Below are 19,459 nucleotides of genomic sequence, written 5' to 3' on the forward strand. Positions count from 1 at the left end.
TCTTCAGCTTCTAGAAGAAGATGTATGGATATGCTTAGTAATAAAAATGTGTTCTAAATCGAATTATATTTATTGTTAATCGATAAATTACATGTTAAAGTGAAATTTACATTATAGAAGATAAATGAGGTGCGTTTTATGAAACGAGGAACAACGCTATTTTTAAAGTTAGCTGTCATATTCATAGGAATTCCAGTTCTAGCTTTATGCATATTTTTATTGCCGCAGATAGCAAGTGAGGCAAGTGAAGCTGCAGATAGAGGTTGGGATTTTGCTTATGTGGTATATAGTATTTTAGCAGTCATGTATATTTCGGTGATTCCATTTTATTTCGCATTATATCAGACCTTTACCCTATTAAACTTTATTGATAAAAATCAGGCCTTCTCTGAGTTATCTGTTAGGGCTCTAAAGAAAATTAAATACTGTGCGATCATAATCAGCGGCTTGTATGTAGTAGCTCTTCCATTCGTCTTTATTATGGCGGAGATAGACGACGCTCCGGGTCTCGTAATAGTCGGAATGATCCCTATCTTTGCATCCATAGTGATTGCCGTTTTTGCCGCTGTTCTTCAAAGGCTTTTAAAAGAAGCGATAGATATAAAAGAGGAAAATGATTTAATAGTCTGAGCTGAGGTGAATAACATGACAATTATAATCAATATTGATGTGATGTTGGCTAAAAGGAAAATGAGTGTTACAGAACTTTCCGAGCGAGTTGGAATTACAATGGCAAATATTTCAATACTGAAAAATGGAAAGGCGAAGGCGATTCGACTATCTACATTGGATGCGATTTGTAAAGCTTTAGAGTGTCAACCTGGCGATATATTAGAATACAAAATGGACGAAGATACTGTAAGTCCAGATTAGAAAATGAATGAATGTAACAAGTTTTATAAAAAGGTTTAAAGATATAGAGCACTTCCGTGGAATATGGAATGTTCTATATTTTTGTCTATAATAAAATGAATTTATATCACTGTTGGCCTAGCTTTTTTGAAACTGTGATTTCTAGGTAGAGAAAAAAGAGAAATCGCGATATGATAAGGATAGCTCAAACTTTATTGTTCTTGGAATAAAGTTTGTTATTCGTACAGATCTATATGTTGTCAGATGTTTAAGGGGGAATTGGTTTGGATATTTATCAGGAGTTTTCAGCCCGGCATTTTGGGGCTTATTTGGATTCGGAAGAATTCTTGGATTATATGCTGCGTCAGTGGTTGCTTAAAGGGCGTCATTTAGATGTTTGTCACGTCATCGACCATCCTTCGTTTACGAAAGTGATTAACGAATGCAGGGATGATGAACGGTATGCATTGCTTGTAGAATTATCTGACTTGTATGGCAGTGAAATTACGCTAGCGAGCCAATATAATGAAACATTACTCGCACTAGCATATGGTGAAGAATTCGATCCGTTTGAGCTAGATCAGGATACCAAAGCAAAAGGGGATTGGCGGTACCATCTTTGGTTCTATTTCTTCAATAATGAGGGACATGTGGCGGATTCTTGGCAACTGTTTAATTCAAAAATATATCCGTTATGTGCAACCTTGAATAACACACGTGCCGATCATATGCAGACACTTGCTAGATACTTCAATGAACTTAGTGTGCTAATGGATAAAACACGTGATCCCGATATTTTAGAGAGCGTAACGAAAAAGACCATTATGAATCTGTATGATCTGTTTTTACAAGTCGTTCATAACGATACATTGATCGACTTTGCGACGAAGCGAAGTTTTTGTGAACGCTTGATTCATATGATGAAGTACAAAGAAATGCACAGTGTCGGTCTGGAATTCTATATCACATTCAATGATCTATTCGATTTGAATGATATACCAACCGTCATGAGCTTGGTGAATCTTTCTAAGTCTGCTTATGATTATCACGCCGTGCATGTTTTGCATGGTGATATGCAAGCAATTCAATATCGCATCGAGAAATACAAAGGGGATATCGTTTCGCAACTAACGAAGGTTTCCGAGTACATATTACGAATGAAAAATGTTATTGAAGAACAACATGGTGGCAAGATACAGGAAGATTCCTTTATACAAGCCGATTTCAATTTTTTCTTTTACGAATGCGAAATTGAAGAAATGTGTACAGCGAATTTTTCCGAATTACCGTTTGAAGATCAAGACGCTATATTAAGGAATTTATTGAACGCAATGATTTGTTTTTATAAGGCAGATAAAACATTAACTTCAGAGGAAGGAAATGTGAAAGAACCAGCTTTAAACTTATTGATTGGCTGGGAATTAGGCAATGAAGGCATGAAGTTAAGAAACCGAGTTCTATCATTGGTGCCTGACGAAGGGATCGAATACCGTGAAATTATGATTACGGACGCTTTGATTCAATTAAATGAATTCCTGACAGAGTTTTACTTGAAAGATTTATCTTCAGAAGTTGAAGCGGTGATACAAAAGGCTGACCAATATGATTTGGAACCAATTGATCCTAATCAAGCGGCGACGCTGTTGGAAGAGACCTTTACATCACTCACTTCTCAAAGTGCGCTACTGTTCAATGAGGAAGAGAAAGAGCGCTTTGAAAAAGCCGGAAGACAATTGCCACTTTTATTAAAATCTAATGAAGTGAAACGTCTTTTAACGACTGCTGAAGCGAAATGGCAAGAAATTGAAAAAAGCTTTCAACGGGAAAATCAACAATTCGGTCAAAAAGCCACTTTTATTATGGCGGATTATGTAAAGGCAGTGGAAGAGTTTTTCGGTCATGTTCTAGTTAAAGCTCGGGCGGATAAACAGACGATGCCTTTAGTAGATGTAGCAATGCCTGAATCCGGATTAACTTCTGTCGAAATCGGCAGTGAAGAGTACTATCACTATGTCACGCTCGGGAGTTTTTATCATTATCTTAGCGCAAACGGTACGAGTTTATTAAAAGAAAATGTAGATAAAGGACATGTGGTAGCGTACTTCACACACTGGGTGAACAGTATTCGCGCATCCTCATTCAGTAAAGAAGTTGAGCTGAATATCGAAACGGCACAAGTCTTAAGAAGAGAGACACTAGTCCTACTAAGACGCTTGGTTGCGGACTTAGCGAATTAAAACTCAAACTTTAAACAAACTCTGAACCTTAAATCAATTCGTTGACTATATACCCTGAGGGGTATATAGTTTATTTAAGATAACTACTAATTAAGGGGATGGCGAGATGAAGATTGTTGTAATTGGCGGAGTAGCTGGAGGGGCTTCAACAGCTGCACGTATTCGACGCATGGATGAGCAAGCAGAGATTATTATGTTTGAAAAAGGACCGCATGTATCTTTTTCTAACTGTTCTTTACCATTTTATCTCAGCGGAATTGTAGAAGATAGTAACAAACTAGTGTTAATGGATCCGGTCGCGTTTAAAAACAAATATAATATCGAAGCGCGTGTTAGCCAAGAAGTGATAGCCATTAATCGCAAAGAAAAAACGGTGAGTATTTCGCATGTGCTGACAGGCGAAACATATGAGGAGAGCTATGATCGATTAGTGTTATCTCCAGGAGCCAGTCCAATCGTTCCGAATTTGGAAGGTGTAGATTCGAAACATGTTTTCACCGTTCGTAACGTGGAAGATATTGAGCGTCTGAACAACTATGTACAAACGAAAGACATAGCCAATATAGCGGTTATCGGTGGTGGTTTCATCGGCGTAGAAGTGGCGGAGAACTTAAAGCTTGCTGGACGGAATGTTTCGTTAATCGAATTTGCCAACCAGGTCATGATGCCTTTTGATTATGATATGGCTCAAATTTTGCATAAAGAATTAATGGATAAAGGGATCAAAGTGATAGTTAACGATGGGTTGGCTAAAATTACTGATAACAACGTTACGTTGAATTCTGGTAAACAAGTTGATGCACAAGTAGTAGTTTTAGCAAATGGTGTTCGTCCCGAGACAAAGCTTGCGAAAGACGCTGATCTTGAAATCGGTGAGCTTGGTGGTATTAAAGTAGATGCCAATTACCGCACAAGTGACAAATCGATATATGCAGTCGGGGATGCCATTGAAGTGTATCACCAGTTACTTCATAAACCGACTAGACTGGCTTTAGCTGGTCCTGCTCAACGTCAAGCACGTGCCGCAGCGGATCATATGTATGGGATTCCACATCAAAACAAAGGAGTCATCGGTTCATCAAGTATCCAGATTTTTGATCTAGTAGCAGCTTCGACTGGCCTCAATGAAAAACTGGCGACTTCTGCAGGAATACAGCATGACAGCGTTTATATTATTGCACCCGATAAAGTTGCATTGATGCCTAACAGTAACCCGCTTCACTTCAAATTAGTATTTGAAGTACCGACTGGGAAAATATTAGGGGCTCAGGCAATTGGTAAAGGAAATGCCGATAAGCGAATTGATGTCATCGCAACACTCATCTCGATGGGTGGTACGCTTGAAGATTTAAAAGAGCTTGAGTTAACCTATTCACCCATGTACAGTACAGCTAAAGATGTCGTCAACTTGGCTGCACTTGTAGCTCTTAACATTCTATATGGCCGTTATGAGCAAGTTCATGTATCGGAAGTGCGTGGACTAGTAGAACAAAATGCAGTGATTATTGATGTGCGTGAAGAAAATGAATTTGCGAAAGGACACTTAGTGAACGCGGTGAATATTCCACTCAGTCAGCTGCGCGACCGCATGGAAGAAGTGCCTAAAGATGTACCCGTCTATGTTCATTGCCGCTCATCACAACGTAGTTACAATGCATTGATGGCCTTGCAGAACAGTGGATTTGATAACATTGTGAATATATCGGGTTCTTTCCTTGGTATTTGTTTATATGAGTATTTCAATGATGTGAATTCGGATAGAGAGAAAATTGTAACGGAGTATAACTTCAATTAAATTCAATTTATTACCTAAGCTCCCAATTGGAGAGCTTAGGTTTTTTTGATTAATGAACTGAATTGTAGACCACTTTGCTTTTTTAATATAATATTAACGAGTGATCAGGTTTACGTAGATTGTATAAAGGGCACTAGCAGAGTAGAGGAAAGTTAGGAGACTATCGTGTATGAGAAAAATTGCTTTATATGTGTTTTGTCTATTATTTTTAGCGGCAGGAATCGGCCACTTCGCAATGGAATCATTTTTCACAGGAATGATGCCCGAGTGGGTACCGTTTAGAAAAGCCGTTGTGTACATATCAGGTCTAATGGAAATAGCATTGGCTATTGGATTGTTCATGAAGCGGACACGCTTCGTTACGGGCTTTTTAATTGCGGTGTTTTTAGTTCTTGTATTCCCAGTTAATATATATATGGCCTTTACAGCTGAGAATTATGATGTATCAGCAACGGCATTGTGGCTAAGGCTCCCACTGCAATTTGTGTTAATTTGGTGGGTATTGAAAGTACGAAAGGTCTAAAAATGAAAGAACACACAAAACCAAAAGGAGTTTTGGTTTTGTGTGTTCTTTTTATTGTACTTTCAAATAAGCATTTCGGATCGTTAAATATTGGCCGTCTGTTATATTTATAGACGTTTCACCTTCTACTACATCACTCACGAGAAGATCCATCATATCTTGTCGGCTGTTTTTGCTAATCTCATAAAATCCTATGTCGCTTTGATCTTCTACCAACAAAGTATACGTACCAGCGGGGATATCTGTACCCACTTTGTATTGGCCATCCTTATATATTCCATTGGCTGGTTTAATACTAGGCGCGGAGGCTACCGGATACATTTCTCCACCTTTTAATGTAAAGTATTCACCTTGGCGTACTGTTACGTATGTGTGGGAACGTCCATCCAGTGCAACGTTGAACACAATACTGTCAGGGTTTCCTGATTGATCAGTTGTATTTTCCAAGAGTGTAACGCCATTGGAGAAAACGAGGTATTCACCTGGTTCAATATCAGTTCCTACTTTATAGGTCCCGTCTGTCATAGAAGTCATAGTGGACGGGTTCAATTGTTTTTCCGGTTCTGTTGGCTTGGGTGCTGTTGTCGTCGGCTGTGTTGAATTTTCATCGGAAACGGTGTTAGATGGCCTTGTAGCTGGCTTTGTTGTTTGTTCTTTTTTTGATTCGTCCGGTTCTATTACATCGTTTTCGATTTCATTCATTTTAGGTTGTTCCTTATCGTGTTCTTCTGTTCGTTTAGGCTTAGCAGATGGTTCTGTTGCTTCATTTTCTATCGGAGTTTCGATTAACGCTGGCTTTTCTATTGTAGTTTCGGGTGTTTCTTTATCGCTCACAATGGCAATGATTAGAGCTAACAGTAATACGGCTGCACCAACTACAGCCCACCACAATTGTTTTTTATTCATCTCGTATGTAACCTCACTTTTTGCATTGTATCTATATAATACATGAAAGACCTTGACAGAATCTACCTATTAGGTAGATTCATAAGCAGAGAAGTTGATTGTTAGTCAGCTTACCTATAAATTGATACATAATAAAGTATGCAAAAATGGGGAATAGCTAGTAAGAATGAAATCATGAGGAGGAATAATGATGAAAATTAAAGGGCTTCACCACATGTCAGCAATAACAGCTGATGCGAAGAAAAACCTAGATTTCTATACGAATATTTTGGGTATGCGCTTAGTGAAAAAAACCGTCAATCAAGATTCACCTTCTATGTATCATTTATTTTATGCAGATGAGAAGGGGAATCCTGGAACGGACGTGACGTTTTTTGAAATACCACGTGCCGGAAAAACATATGAGGGAACAAATAGTATTTCGGCTACTTCGCTTCGTGTACCAAATGATCAAGCGTTGGAATATTGGAAATCCAGATTTGAAGAATTTCACGTGCTGTATGAAGATATACGCGAGCAAGCGGGGAGATTAGTTCTGCCATTTCAAGACTTTGAAGGCCAAAGACTACTACTGATTTCAGATGAACACAATACAGGCGTAGCTGGTGGCGTTCCATGGAGTCAAAGTCCAGTTCCATCAGAATATGGCATCATTGGATTAGGGCCTTCACGTTTTACTGTGCAAAACGTGGATGAAACGACTGCACTTCTAACAGACATTTTAGGATTTAAGGAAAAAGATCGTTACGTCTCGGAAACGAAAGGGCAGCCCGATATCATAATCTATGAAACGGGTGAAGGGGGAACGGGAGCTGAAATTCATCTAGAACATCGTGCGGATCTTCCTAAAGAACGTCCGGGAAGAGGTAGTGTTCATCATATTGCATTACGTGTTGAAGATGAAGAGGAATTGAATGAGTTTATTCATAAGTTAAATGACAATGGGATTCCCAATTCACAATATGTTGATAGATATTACTTTCATTCAGTCTATTTAAAAGATCCGAACGGTTTAACTATTGAAATAGCAACAGATGGACCAGGATTTGATACCGATGAGGAGTTAGAGCATTTAGGAGAAAGCTTGGCATTGCCACCATTCCTCGAACATCGTCGTGAAGAAATCGAGAGTCGTTTGGAACCTTTGTGAAAAAGTGAAAGTGAATCTCTCATCTAAATAGGTGGGAGATTTTTTATATGCTATTATTTACTATATGGTGTATATATTGAATAATATAATTAGAATAATATTATTATGTAAAGTAAAATGCAGATAGTTGGCTAAAATTTTGTTTGAATGATTTATATCTAACATCTCGTAAGCCCTTACATACCAGTAGTAATTTCAATATTTCACTTGATAATTAGCAGTATCCAGTTCGTACAATAGCTGAGTTAGCTGGCAAAGTGAGTCGATTCGTGGTGCAGTTTTATCATGCGATCATTGATGAAAAAGCCCACTCTGAAATGTTGCGGAAAATACCGCTAGACATGAGCCAATATCCTAACTTATCCGTTCTGTTCGAATACCTAAATATCAACGGGATGGTCACTGCGTTGCTGAATATTCTAAAGTAGACAATCATATTAGCTTTTGAACTAATGGCAATATCTACACGATTCCTGTAACGGATGAAGAAGGTTTGTTGTATTCCAGTGAGGCATTGTCAAAAGTGATTGAAGAAACTTTTTCATTGAATGAACCAGCAGGATCTAATGTCGGGATTTTCACCACAAGTAAAAATAAAGCAACAGATATTTATCAAAGACTTACAGTCACTCAATTGAATACTGAAAGTTTACAAAGCATGGCAAATTCATTGGTTGTTATATCAATAGATGAACACAGTACAAATTCTAATGAAGCGATACATAATCTTTTACTGAGTGGCAGGAATAAATACTTTGATATGACATTGCAAATCGTCATGACTAAAGCAAGCGAGCTTGGTTACTGCGTAGAATATACTGCAGTCGATGGGACGACTAGTTTCGCGGTCATTCAAGATGTACAAATTCAGCTCATTTCAACGGATTTGGAAAACATCGAAATGAACGTGCAACCTACAGCAGAAAAATTAGACTGGATGCTTTCAGCTGAAGTACAGCAAGAGCTCCATGCATTAGAAAAAGAGAATAAAAAAAGCGATCGAGAATATTTCACTCATGTGGTGAATTTTGAAGCTCTTGGAACGGATGAAATAAAACGACTTGGATTCAGTCCAGATTCATTTTTTCATATGGCGCTGCAAGTAGCTCAATATAAGACATTCGGTATGATGCGCTGTCCATGCGTTGGTTTAATAAAGAAAGAACCGAATGCATACGCCCTTCAAATACAGAAAATCTAATACTGGCGAAAGCAATAGTGGAGGAACAGCTAGAAGCTCCTCTTGTCTATCGTTTAATGCAATAATCAGGTGCTGCACATTCTCATCGATTAAAAGAAGCACAAAAAGGATTTGGAGTGAGAGACATCTATTTGGATTATAGAAGATATTTTCGTTATATCAAGATGAGCCAAAACGAAACAATTACCTGCACTATTTACTGATCCCAGCTATTTGAAGATGCGTCATGATTTTATTTCCACTAGTAATACGACACATCCACAAGTTGAAAATGGTGCATTTGCGCCGGTCGTGGAAGGTGGCTATGGAATTTTCTACGTCTTACTAAGGATCTACTAATTGTTAATCTTTCTAGCTATAGCGGTGGCGAACAAGAGGCTAAGATTTTGGCAGGGAACTTTGAATATGCATTGCAAGAACTACGGGCGATTGCATTCACAATCATGTAAGACATCCGTAATGGAGAGTGAATTAATGAAAACGTTAGAAGTATATTTAGCTGAGTATTTTGACGGGATTGAACTGGCACCTGCTCTATTTTACGAAACAAATAAAGCTATACGCTTTGAAATTTCTGAATCAATAGCATTTGATGAGCCGGATTTCTTAAAACAAGCATTTTATCGGTCCATTACATTATTCGAAGCGGTGTTTGGGGAAGATGATGAAATCATGATGGTCACTGATGTCCATACAAATAATCATTTTCTACGCGATCGACCGTTGAATGTCTATTCCAAGTTTATAAAACGAAAAGAATTATTATATACATTGCAGTTTTCTACGATTCCTAATCCTTATGGTGAAGAGGAGGAAGAACTTCAAACACATCGATTTATGCTTACTTGTAAAAAACAAGATATTCGGTATATGCAGTTACTGAAAGCGATTTGTTATGAAGATTACTCTGATCCGACTACGATTTTAAAACGAAATCTTGAAAGCGGTTATGATATATTCTTCATCAACCTATCCCAAAATATCATTTATCATCTATACGATGATCGTGGCTGTGATATCATAGCGTCTGACAGGGAATCTATTAGATTTCTTTATGAACAATACTCTGACTGGATTCTTGAGTATGATAGGCAGGAAGTGGATCAAGACTTTGCGTAGATAGGTAGAGGTTTTATGTATGAAATGTATTCCGTCAAATGTCTATTCAGGTCAGTTGTAGCAACGGTCGTTTGTACGAAAGTGTATGGTTGGTAGGTGTCTCTAAAAAGGAACTAACTGCTGTTAACGTCCTGTTTTATTTAATGAGAAAAGAAATCAGCAATTGGGTGAAATTAATGGTATACTAGGCAAGTATAATTTACAAGCGAGTAGGTGAAAGACATGATAGAAGTAAAACTTTCTCCAATTGGCGAAGGGGAATTCAATAGAGGAGTATTCGCAAAATGCGATATTAAAAAAGGGCAGTTGTTACATGAAGCGCCTGTTATCTCTTATCCAAATGAACAACATGAACATATTGAGAAAACTGTTCTAGCTGACTATGCTTTCGAGTATGGAGAAAACCATACCGCTGTCCTTCTTGGCTACGGAATGTTATTCAATCATTCTTATGAACCGAATGCGACGTATGATATTAATTTCGATCACCATACATTTGATTTCTTTGCCTATAGAGATATCAAAGCTGGAGAAGAAATTTTGATTAACTATAATGGCGACGTGGATGATGATGAGCAATTATGGTTTAATGAAGATTACGATGGTACGGCGAACGATTAATAAGCGTGAGAACACTTTGAATCAGCAGATGAATCGAAGTGTTACTCATTTCTATCATGTCCTAGTAGCTCAGCTGGATAGAGCAACGCCCTCCTAAGGCGTAGGTCGGGGGTTCGAATCCCTTCTAGGACGTTATTTGGTTACTATTTACTGAAACCGAACACTTTGATATCAAATAAATCCATGAAATTGATTACTAGAATGGACCCTTGAATTGTCTTAACAAATACTAGGTCTATAAATAATACTTGCCATTGTTAGAGTAATAAACATGAACACATATCTCAGCAAACCCACCAAACCCTCTAAAATTTGCGATAGTCAACCTCATCTAGTAAAATCATTTTCTAAAAGTGGAGATTTGATAAAAAATCACACTTTAAAACCACCTTAAGTATTAACAGAATATATAACCTGTTTTCACGCTTTACCACTTCAAATCCCCAAAAGGCAATTACTCAATTTAGAGTAATCGCCTTTCCATTTCTTATGCTTTGTCTGCGCAGACACATTTATTATTTTACCTTCTTAATCTTATTACATTTACCAGAAAAAGTTAAAACGTCTGCGATTACATCTTCTACATTGACATCTGAACTCATTTCTACAATTAAAGTCACGGTCACAGTGGCGTTTATTATCGTGATGATCAAAGTCACGGTCACAGTGGTGTTTATTATCGTGATGATCAAAGTCACGGTTACAGTGGTGCCTATTATCGTGATTTGATCTTACTTCTCGACATTTACAAACCAATTCTACTCGATTTCCCCGTCGATTGTTTTTAGAACACATATCTTTTCACCTCCATTACACTTTTCATGCCGGCCGACCTTATAATCAATATATGAAAAGGCTAGTGAGATGATTGGACAAATACTCTAGTTCGAATAAAAGAGTAAGTTTGAGTTTAAATAAACAAGTATTCCTGGAGGCGCTGTATTCACGATGCTTCAATCACATTTCGTCCCAGTAGCTCAGCTAGATAGATCAAAGCCCTCCTAAGACGTAGGTCGGGGTTCGAATCCCTTTAAAACGTACGAATAAGAAGCGTAAATCGCATTTTCATCATCAATTTTAGACATAAATGATATCTCAACAATAGCATTCTGTGGGTTTACAGTGTAAGAGGGGGAAGTAAAGTCTTGCTAAATAAAAGCTGAACGTTTAGTATGGTAATTATATCTTTTTATTCTGAACATACCGACTGGTTAGTACATGAGAATAAGCTTTATGTATAAAGGGTAGTATGAACATTTGAGTGAAAGTAGTTTTAATGTAATGAAGGAAACTAGCAAACTATAGAAAAGGGGAAATAGACATGACGGTTCTTGATATGTTTAATTTAAAGGGGAAAACGGCAGTAGTTACGGGCGGTGGAAGAGGGCTTGGAGCACAAATTGCAAGAGGATTTGCGGAAGCTGGAGCGAATGTTGTAGTCTGTTCTCGCAAAGTGGAATCGTGTATTGAGATGAGTCAAGAGTTGGAAAGTCTAGGTGTGAGATCAATAGGTTTGGCTTGTGACGTGGCAAATGAAGAAGATGTGAGAAGAGTAGTTGAAGAGACAGTAAAGGAATTTGGAACCATTGATATTCTGGTGAATAATAGCGGTGCCACATGGGGGGCGCCCACAATAGATATGCCGATAGAAGCTTTTCAGAAAGTGCTTAACGTCAACGCAACGGGAACATTTATTATGAGCAGAGAAGTGGGAAAGGTCATGATCAAGCAAAACAGCGGAAAAATCATAAATATTGCTTCTGTTGCAGGACTTGGCGGAACACATCCAGATTTCATGGATACGATTGGTTACAATACTAGCAAAGGCGCAGTCATTGTACTGACTAAAGATTTAGCAGCAAAATGGGGTCGACATAATATTAATGTAAATGCCATTGCTCCAGGATTCTTCCCTACGAAAATGTCGAATGTTACAATCGAAAATGGTCGTGATTACATTTTAAATGGAACACCGTTAAATAGATTAGGTAGCGAAGATGACTTAAAAGGTGTAGCTGTATTTTTAGCGTCAAAAGCGTCTGATTACATCACTGGAGACGTATTAGTAGTGGACGGCGGCATGAGTAGCCAAATCTAGTCAATAGATAACGAGACTAAGTTTTCATATCTATTTTTCATAAAGGAGAGAATATACATGTCTAATAAAAAACAACTCTACCAAGGTGCTGCTTTTCTATATCGTCCATCAAGACAAGAGGAAGTATTTACTCCAGAGGAATTTACTGACGAACACCATATGATTGCAAATACAGCAAAAAACTTCATAAAAAAAGAAGTACATCCACGCAATTCAGAGATTGAAAAGCAAGACTTTACTCTTGTGAAATCTTTATTAACTAAAGCAGGAGATCTTGGATTATTAGCACACAGTATACCAGAAAAATATGGTGGGTTAGGTCTTGATAAAATCACTAAAGGGCTCGTCGGTGAGCATTTAGGCTCTGCCGGGGGGTATAGTGTGGCACATTCCAATCATACGTGTATAGCCACGCTTCCAATCATATATTTCGGAACGCAATGGCAAAAGGAATACTACTTACCGAAACTGGCATCTGGCGAATTTATTGGCGCTTACTGTTTAACTGAGCCAACTTCAGGTTCTGATGCATTATCGGCGAAAACTACAGCGACATTAAATGAAGAAGGTACGCATTATATTTTGAACGGTTCAAAGTTGTATATTACAAATGCTGCCTTTTCTAATACATTTATTGTCTATGCAAAAGTAGACGGTACGGCGTTTACTGCTTTTATTGTAGAGAATGACTTCCCAGGGATTTCTCTTGGGCCAGAAGAGCAGAAAATGGGGATTAAAGGATCATCAACGACTGCGGTGTATTTTGAAAACTGTGAAGTTCCTGTACGTAATCTGTTGGGAGAAGTAGGAAAAGGTCACCATATTGCGTTGAACGTACTTAATTTAGGGCGTTTTAATTTAGGTTCTGCAACAATGGGTGCTTCAAAGTTCAGTATGAAACTAGCAATTGATTATACAAAAGAGCGCAAGCAATTCGGAAAACCTATCGCTGAATTTACTGCTACAAAAGAAAAGATAGCGGATATGACGACGCGGATCTATGCTGCAGAATCGCTTCAGTACAGAACGGCTTCTCTTTTAGAAGATGCACTTGGTGATTTGGAGCATTCAGAAGACCATCGTTTAATTGCTAAACGGATGATGGAGTATGCTGTAGAATGTGCAATTTGTAAAGTATATGGATCCGAAACGCTAGATCAAGTAGCCGACGAATCACTGCAACTTCATGGTGGTTATGGCTATATCAAAGACTATGCAATTGAACAAGTGTACCGGGATTCTCGTATTAACCGAATATTTGAAGGGACGAATGAGATTAATCGGTTGCTCATTCCCATGTCCTTACTAAGTCACACTTCTAAAGGAATGGTTCCACTTCAAGAATTAGTAAAGGAAGCGAGTAAAGCATTGGGTCAGCCAACAACTCTGCAAAGCACTGAACTTTCAAGAGAACAAGGAGCAGTCACATTAGTAAGAAATGTTTTCTTAGTATGTATTGGTCTCACGTATCAGAAGCATGAAGAACAAATTGCGAACGAACAAGAAGCACTCATGGAACTTGCTAATATAGCAATTGATCTTTATGCAATGGAATCGGCTGTCTTACGAACAATGAAAGCAATAGAGTCTTCAAATAACAAGTCTGCCTCGCTAAAAATTAAACTAACAGAAGCACTTGTTACGGATACGTTACTACGTGTAGAAATGAATGCGAGAAGACTACTTTCCAGTGTTGCTTCGGGGGATACTAAAAAATACATCTTGAGCAATGTATTCGATAGATGTAGTGAATTATCGGTTGAAAATACAGTGGAAACAAAGCGCGGAATTGCTGATGCAATGAATCAAGCAGAAAACTATATTTCATAAAGGGGCAGATGATATGAAAGCGATTCAATTAGAGCAGTATGGTGGACCGGAAGTACTTCAACTTGTGAAAATTGATAAACCAGTTGTAGGAGATCGTGATGTATTGGTAGAAATTAAAGCTATTGGTGTGAACTATGCGGATGTTGCACGCCGTGAAGGTAAGTATGTTGTACCGACACCACTTCCTTTTATTCCCGGAGCTGAAGTCGCAGGGATTATTACGGAAGTCGGGAAAGGCGTAAAGCGTTTTAAGCCCGGTATGCGAGTAGTATCACTCATTGAATCGGCCGGTTATAGCGAATATGCGGCGATACCTGAAATGACGCTTGCGCCGATTCCAGACGGTGTGGAATATACCGACGCGGTTGCGCTACCCCTTCAAGGTCAGACGGCTTACCACATATTAAAGACAATGGGGCGATTACAAAAAGGAGAAACTGTTCTTGTTCATGCAGCAGCAGGGGGTGTAGGGGCGATTGCAGTACAATTAGCAAAACTATTTGGTGCTGGCAAAGTTATTGCAACAGCGAGTAGTGAGGAAAAGCTAGCACATGCAAAAGAGATGGGGGCAGATCATCTAGTTAACTACACGGAAGAAGGCTGGGAATCGAAGGTCCGAGAATTGACTGATGGTAAAGGTGTAGATGTGGCGCTTGAAATGGTCGGTGGAGATGTGTTTAGAAAAACACTGAAATGTCTTGCACCATTTGGGCGTATGGTAGTCTTTGGTGCGGCAAGCGGAGAACGATCTCCAATGGATGCGGGAGAATTGATGCAACGAAATCAATCGGTTGTTGGTTTTTTCTTGCCTCAAATCATGAAAAACTATGAAGTATATCAGAACAGCTTTAAAGAACTACTAGAATATGTACAAAATGGAGATTTACAATTAACAATAGGTGGTACATTTGATTTGGAAGAGGCAGCAGAAGCCCAGAGACAATTGCAGGGTAGGAAGACGATGGGGAAATTAGTATTGACGACGTAATAAAACATAAAGTTATAGTGTACTATTATATAATGAATAGCATCATTTGTGATTATAAGAAATGTTTCATATAATTTAACTACTAAATGGAAAAGGCTTAGTGAAAGTGATATTCCTTTTAGCATATAAATAGGTAACATAAAAATAAGCTGTTCTAGTCGTTTGAATGACTGGAACAGCTTATTATTGTATGGATTTATTTCGTTTTAGTATGGCTGGTCTTGACTATATTCTTGATCTTCCGCATATTCTACGTCTTGTTCGCTTCCATCATCGGTTGATTCATCCTCTAATGATAAAAACTCTCGTAATGCTTGTTTATTCTGTTCTAGGTTAATCTCAAGAACAGCACCAACGTCTGTGCGCAAGTCGCCAAATGATCCTTCTACCGGAATACGTAGGGATTCCATTTCGTTATTCTTTCCACCAGTCAACATACCTTTAGCAATTGTAAAGATAGTTTTACTGTCGATGTTCGTATCAATATATGGATCAATAACGCCCATTAATTTAGGTATATTGACGAGTGTCTGTAAACTCATCGCTTCATCTTTCAGTTTACCTAGAGCTTCTTGCTGACGTTCTACGCGACCGTAATCACTATGGATATCGTGGCGGAATCTCACATAACCAAGTAATTGATCCCCGTTCAATTTCTGTTGACCAGGATAGAGTGTTAAACCTAGCCCGTGTGACATTTCATATGGAATATCGACTTCAATTCCGTCAGGCGCGATAACATCGACAATTTTTGAGAAACCTTCGAAATTAACAATCGCGTAATATTGCACATCCACATCGAAATTATGCTTAATCGTTTGTCGCACTAATTCAGGTCCTCCGAGTGCATAAGCGGCATTGATCTTTTCCATACCGTGACCTGGAATATCGACGTATGTATCACGCATAAGAGAGATTAACTTCACTTGGTTTGTTGTCTGATCGTAGTGACCAATCATCAAAGCATCTGAACGCGTGTCATCTTCGTCGCCCCTTGCGTCATCACCAATTAACAATACGTTAATTTCGCCAAATTGTGATTCGCCACCTTCAAAGTCGTCAAAAGCGGAATTGTTATCGGAAAATGTATTGCTGCTATCGCTGAGTTCTGTATGTATTTCATTTGTTTTGCCACCGTTCGCAAAGGATAAGCCGTTTGAATATTGCGCAGCGACATATCCGCCACCCGCTAAAAGTAGCAAAGTGAATACCATGAATATTAATCGCTTATATTTTCTCTTAAGTTTTTTCTTGCGACGCTTTTCAGTCACTCTGTTTTCCATTAATGTCACACCTACTCATCTAATTATGAATTCTTTGTTAGTACGCTTGAAGCAATTTGGACCGCGATCGCATCATCCAGATACCCGACCGCAAAAATGTAGTCCGGGATGACATCCACAGGAATGATAAAGTATAATAATGCGCTACCGATAATGGCTAGATCACGCTTTGCAACATCTTGCATTTTAAACCGTGTAAATAATTCTTTCATTTGATCGACGAATGGACCTACTCCGCCTGTCAGTTTTAACTTCTTATCGAAATCATGTAAAATTCTTTTTCTACCTTCAGTAGTTTGAACATACGCTTCATAACTTGCAAGCTGAAGTTCGACTTTTTCAATGGAAATATCTGCAGATAGAAGTTCTGATGTTTCGACAAGTTGTTGAATCGTATCATCATAAGCAGAAGGTATCGTGTTTTTATGATCAACTGGATAGCCTGCCGCCTGAAGTAAATTGGCTAATGGTATTTCCAAAATGATCGCAAATTTCTCTAGGTGATCTAGTGTTGCTTTGCGTTTGTCATTGATGATCCTAGAGATAGTTGAAGTATCAATATCTGTGAGTTCGCTTAGTTTGCGCATGGACAATGAACGTTCTTCTAAAACATCACGCAATAATTGCCCGATAGACAGACCAAGACTACCTTCTGACATGACACTACCCCTCCATTTCTACGACAACGGTAAAAATATATACTTCTTTAAAAGAATAAATGGTTGTTGGCAAATTGTCAACAGTTAAAGTCAAGGATCATTATTTGTCGAAAAACGTCTGGATTTGGTCATATTAAATTTTTTAAAAGTCTCAATCGATAGGTTTTAGAGTGTCCTCAATTTATAATAGAAGTATAAATGAAAAAAGAGGGGATTACTCATGATTGGGCAACAGGTATTTGAAACGTAACCTATCATTTTCACTACTTTCTTTGATCTTTTATTGTTTCAAAAGAAATAACTGAATTACTACTTTACGAAAATAGGTCAAACTAGTGGGATGCTAATCATCATCATTATTATTATTAATTTTAACTGGTTTACAACACGATTTCCACAATAAGAGGAGGAACTACCATGTTGAAAAAAATCGTTATGTTGTTGGCCATCGTTGCTGTTCTAGGTGCTTGTTCGTCTGCTGGAACGGATAGTGACGCAAATAGTATTGCTTTGCAGGATCTTCATGGAAAAACCGTTAGTCTTGCAGATTATAAAGGCGAAAAAGTGTATGTAAAGTTCTGGGCTTCTTGGTGTCCGATCTGTTTGGCAGGTCTAGATGAAGTCAATACGCTTGCTAAAGAATCCACGGATTTTGAAGTGCTTACTGTCGTAGCCCCTGGTTTTAATAATGAAAAGCCACACGATGAATTTGTCAAATGGTTCAAAGGTGTTCAACATGTGGACGCTTTGCCGGTATTATTAAATGATGGCGGCAGTCTCGTGCAAGAATTCAATGTTAAAGGATATCCAACGTCGGCTTTTATTGATACAAAAGGGAAATTGGTCCGCTCACAACCAGGCCACTTATCAAATGATCAAATTATCGATGCCATGTCACAAATTAATTAATGAAGGGAGCTCACTATTATGAAGTTAAAATTCATACTCGGTTTACTCGGTATTTTACTGCTTACAGGGTGTGGCTTAAGTAATCCGGAGTCATCATCCAGCCTTGATTCACTGACTGCTTCTTCAGGTTCCAAGTATCCCGCCAATCCCAATGAAGATGTAGAATTTAACGAAGAAAATCTACAGGATATCTATTTGGCCGGTGGTTGTTTCTGGGGAGTGGAAGCATATATGGAAAGAGTGTATGGCGTATATGATGTGACTTCCGGCTTTGCAAATGGCACAACGGAAAATCCAACATACAATCAAGTAATCACAGGAAAAACCGGCCATACAGAAACAGTTCATGTACAATACGATCCAGCACATACGGATTTGAAAACCATTGTGGAACATTTTTTCATGATTGTGGATCCTACATCTTTGAATAAACAAGGAAATGACCGTGGTACACAGTATCGTTCGGGCATTTATTACTCTAATCCAGAAGATCAAGCGGTTATTGACGAAGTCGTTGCTATTGAGCAGGAACGCTATGATGACGACATCGTGACGGAAGTAGAACCGCTGACGAGCTTTACATTAGCGGATGAGTATCATCAGGATTACTTAGAGAAAAACCCAGATGGCTATTGTCATGTTGAATTCGATACGTTGGAAGATCAAGAAATACCATCTATAATTGACGTAGCGGACTATCCTAAGCCTAGCGATAAAGAATTAAAAGAGAAGTTGACGAAAGATCAGTATCAAGTGACACAAGGTGACCATACAGAAGCAGCATTCTCGAATGAATACTGGGATACTTTCGAAAGTGGCATCTATATCGATGTTGCAACCGGTGAACCATTATTTTCGAGTGCTGATAAGTATGATTCACAGTGCGGTTGGCCAAGCTTCACGCAACCAATCGTTCCGGAAGTAATGACGGAACATATAGATAAAAGTTTCAATATGGTACGAACTGAAGTCAGAAGTCGTGCAGGAGATAGCCATCTTGGCCATATTTTCGAAGACGGTCCAAAAGATCGTGGTGGATTACGATATTGTATTAACAGCGCATCAATCGATTTCGTACCGCTAGAAGAAATGGAAGCTACAGGTTACGGCTATCTAACAAGTTACGTTAAATAATATACACGGTATATAATAGAAGGAAAGGGGCCACACCTTGGCTACCTTTCCTTTTTACACGTCGAGGGGAACTGCGGGTCGTGACAGTTTCTGCGGATGATTGGATTTCGTTGTCCAATTAGCATGTAGTACAACAAAAGAAGGTATTCATACC

18 protein-coding genes, 1 tRNA gene and 1 pseudogene are annotated in these 19,459 nt (G+C 38.5%); 17 read left to right on the forward strand and 3 right to left on the reverse strand.

All coding sequences use genetic code 11. The annotated features are described in order from the left end of the window. Window positions 1-138 precede the first annotated feature (138 nt). The 5 genes from CSV64_RS04080 (at window position 139) to CSV64_RS04100 (ending at window position 5,407) form a co-directional block, all read left to right on the forward strand. Complete coding sequence (locus CSV64_RS04080) at window positions 139-630, forward strand: DUF2975 domain-containing protein (protein ID WP_099632915.1); 492 nt, start codon at window positions 139-141, stop codon at window positions 628-630. A 15-nt stretch (window positions 631-645) separates the two neighbouring features. Then, window positions 646-873, forward strand: a complete 228-nt coding sequence (locus tag CSV64_RS04085; RefSeq protein ID WP_099632916.1) for a helix-turn-helix domain-containing protein — start codon at window positions 646-648, stop codon at window positions 871-873. Between the two features lie 263 nt (window positions 874-1,136). Further along, entirely contained in the window at window positions 1,137-3,089 is a 1,953-nt protein-coding gene (locus tag CSV64_RS04090) for a hypothetical protein (RefSeq protein ID WP_099632917.1), read from the forward strand. Between the two features lie 106 nt (window positions 3,090-3,195). Beyond that, window positions 3,196-4,884, forward strand: a complete 1,689-nt coding sequence (locus tag CSV64_RS04095; protein WP_099632918.1) for an FAD-dependent oxidoreductase — start codon at window positions 3,196-3,198, stop codon at window positions 4,882-4,884. Between the two features lie 169 nt (window positions 4,885-5,053). Further along, window positions 5,054-5,407, forward strand: a complete 354-nt coding sequence (locus CSV64_RS04100) for a DoxX family protein (RefSeq protein WP_099632919.1) — start codon at window positions 5,054-5,056, stop codon at window positions 5,405-5,407. 51 nt (window positions 5,408-5,458) lie between these two features. On the opposite strand, the gene CSV64_RS04105 is transcribed toward CSV64_RS04100, so the two are convergent. Continuing rightward, the gene (locus CSV64_RS04105) at window positions 5,459-6,313 is read right to left on the reverse strand and encodes an Rv1352/Rv1906c domain-containing protein (protein WP_099632920.1); all 855 of its coding nucleotides are present in this window, start codon (window positions 6,311-6,313) and stop codon (window positions 5,459-5,461) included. A gap of 190 nt (window positions 6,314-6,503) precedes the next feature. Between CSV64_RS04105 and CSV64_RS04110 the strand changes: the two genes are divergently transcribed. The 10 genes and pseudogenes from CSV64_RS04110 to CSV64_RS04150 all read left to right on the forward strand — a co-directional run bounded on the left by CSV64_RS04110 (window position 6,504) and on the right by CSV64_RS04150 (window position 15,320). Next, complete coding sequence (locus CSV64_RS04110; RefSeq protein ID WP_099632921.1) at window positions 6,504-7,463, forward strand: ring-cleaving dioxygenase; 960 nt, start codon at window positions 6,504-6,506, stop codon at window positions 7,461-7,463. Window positions 7,464-7,923: 460 nt separating this feature from the next. Continuing rightward, window positions 7,924-8,664 carry a choline/carnitine O-acyltransferase gene (locus CSV64_RS04115; protein ID WP_099632922.1) on the forward strand — a complete coding sequence of 247 codons (741 nt, stop codon included), beginning with the start codon at window positions 7,924-7,926 and terminating at the stop codon, window positions 8,662-8,664. A gap of 189 nt (window positions 8,665-8,853) precedes the next feature. After that, a pseudogene (locus CSV64_RS17075) lies at window positions 8,854-9,003 on the forward strand (choline/carnitine O-acyltransferase); the annotation flags it as partial. Between the two features lie 135 nt (window positions 9,004-9,138). Next, complete coding sequence (locus tag CSV64_RS04120; RefSeq protein ID WP_099632923.1) at window positions 9,139-9,783, forward strand: DUF3885 domain-containing protein; 645 nt, start codon at window positions 9,139-9,141, stop codon at window positions 9,781-9,783. Window positions 9,784-10,005: 222 nt separating this feature from the next. Next, window positions 10,006-10,404 (forward strand): SET domain-containing protein, encoded by a 399-nt coding sequence (locus CSV64_RS04125; RefSeq protein WP_099632924.1) that lies wholly within the window; start codon window positions 10,006-10,008, stop codon window positions 10,402-10,404. Window positions 10,405-10,462: 58 nt separating this feature from the next. Next, window positions 10,463-10,536: transfer RNA gene (locus CSV64_RS04130), tRNA-Arg, on the forward strand. Between the two features lie 453 nt (window positions 10,537-10,989). After that, entirely contained in the window at window positions 10,990-11,133 is a 144-nt protein-coding gene (locus tag CSV64_RS16600; RefSeq protein WP_158232976.1) for a hypothetical protein, read from the forward strand. 592 nt (window positions 11,134-11,725) lie between these two features. Further along, complete coding sequence (locus tag CSV64_RS04140) at window positions 11,726-12,502, forward strand: SDR family oxidoreductase (protein WP_099632926.1); 777 nt, start codon at window positions 11,726-11,728, stop codon at window positions 12,500-12,502. A gap of 57 nt (window positions 12,503-12,559) precedes the next feature. After that, entirely contained in the window at window positions 12,560-14,332 is a 1,773-nt protein-coding gene (locus CSV64_RS04145) for an acyl-CoA dehydrogenase family protein (protein WP_099632927.1), read from the forward strand. A gap of 13 nt (window positions 14,333-14,345) precedes the next feature. Continuing rightward, window positions 14,346-15,320 (forward strand): quinone oxidoreductase family protein, encoded by a 975-nt coding sequence (locus CSV64_RS04150; protein ID WP_099632928.1) that lies wholly within the window; start codon window positions 14,346-14,348, stop codon window positions 15,318-15,320. Window positions 15,321-15,526: 206 nt separating this feature from the next. Here CSV64_RS04150 and CSV64_RS04155 read toward each other — a convergent pair whose 3' ends face one another. Beyond that, window positions 15,527-16,603 carry an LCP family protein gene (locus tag CSV64_RS04155; protein WP_099632929.1) on the reverse strand — a complete coding sequence of 359 codons (1,077 nt, stop codon included), beginning with the start codon at window positions 16,601-16,603 and terminating at the stop codon, window positions 15,527-15,529. Window positions 16,604-16,626: 23 nt separating this feature from the next. Beyond that, window positions 16,627-17,262, reverse strand: coding sequence for a DUF1232 domain-containing protein (locus CSV64_RS04160; protein WP_099632930.1), 636 nt, complete (start codon window positions 17,260-17,262; stop codon window positions 16,627-16,629). Window positions 17,263-17,679: 417 nt separating this feature from the next. Here CSV64_RS04160 and CSV64_RS04165 point away from each other — a divergent pair, with 417 nt between their 5' ends. Next, window positions 17,680-18,171: a redoxin family protein gene (locus CSV64_RS04165; RefSeq protein WP_099632931.1), complete on the forward strand. Its 492-nt coding sequence runs from the start codon at window positions 17,680-17,682 to the stop codon at window positions 18,169-18,171. An 18-nt stretch (window positions 18,172-18,189) separates the two neighbouring features. Further along, a complete protein-coding gene (msrB, locus tag CSV64_RS04170) occupies window positions 18,190-19,305 on the forward strand; it encodes a peptide-methionine (R)-S-oxide reductase MsrB (protein WP_099632932.1) in 1,116 nt (371 codons plus the stop codon). Window positions 19,306-19,459 lie beyond the last annotated feature (154 nt).

It is taken from the genome of Sporosarcina sp. P32b (genome assembly GCF_002743335.1).
Lineage (GTDB): Bacteria > Bacillota > Bacilli > Bacillales_A > Planococcaceae > Sporosarcina.

Bases quoted from the DNA above. Each gene is read 5' to 3' on its own strand.
- CSV64_RS04095 (WP_099632918.1), top strand. From the start codon at position 3,196: ATGAAGATTGTTGTAATTGGCGGAGTAGCTGGAGGGGCTTCAACAGCT.
- CSV64_RS04120 (WP_099632923.1), top strand. From the start codon at position 9,139: ATGAAAACGTTAGAAGTATATTTAGCTGAGTATTTTGACGGGATTGAA.
- msrB (WP_099632932.1), top strand. From the start codon at position 18,190: ATGAAGTTAAAATTCATACTCGGTTTACTCGGTATTTTACTGCTTACA.
- CSV64_RS04080 (WP_099632915.1), top strand. From the start codon at position 139: ATGAAACGAGGAACAACGCTATTTTTAAAGTTAGCTGTCATATTCATA.
- CSV64_RS04140 (WP_099632926.1), top strand. From the start codon at position 11,726: ATGACGGTTCTTGATATGTTTAATTTAAAGGGGAAAACGGCAGTAGTT.
- CSV64_RS04150 (WP_099632928.1), top strand. From the start codon at position 14,346: ATGAAAGCGATTCAATTAGAGCAGTATGGTGGACCGGAAGTACTTCAA.
- CSV64_RS04155 (WP_099632929.1), bottom strand. From the start codon at position 16,603: ATGGAAAACAGAGTGACTGAAAAGCGTCGCAAGAAAAAACTTAAGAGA.
- CSV64_RS04165 (WP_099632931.1), top strand. From the start codon at position 17,680: ATGTTGAAAAAAATCGTTATGTTGTTGGCCATCGTTGCTGTTCTAGGT.
- CSV64_RS04085 (WP_099632916.1), top strand. From the start codon at position 646: ATGACAATTATAATCAATATTGATGTGATGTTGGCTAAAAGGAAAATG.
- CSV64_RS04105 (WP_099632920.1), bottom strand. From the start codon at position 6,313: ATGAATAAAAAACAATTGTGGTGGGCTGTAGTTGGTGCAGCCGTATTA.
- CSV64_RS04110 (WP_099632921.1), top strand. From the start codon at position 6,504: ATGAAAATTAAAGGGCTTCACCACATGTCAGCAATAACAGCTGATGCG.
- CSV64_RS04100 (WP_099632919.1), top strand. From the start codon at position 5,054: ATGAGAAAAATTGCTTTATATGTGTTTTGTCTATTATTTTTAGCGGCA.
- CSV64_RS04145 (WP_099632927.1), top strand. From the start codon at position 12,560: ATGTCTAATAAAAAACAACTCTACCAAGGTGCTGCTTTTCTATATCGT.
- CSV64_RS04125 (WP_099632924.1), top strand. From the start codon at position 10,006: ATGATAGAAGTAAAACTTTCTCCAATTGGCGAAGGGGAATTCAATAGA.
- CSV64_RS04160 (WP_099632930.1), bottom strand. From the start codon at position 17,262: ATGTCAGAAGGTAGTCTTGGTCTGTCTATCGGGCAATTATTGCGTGAT.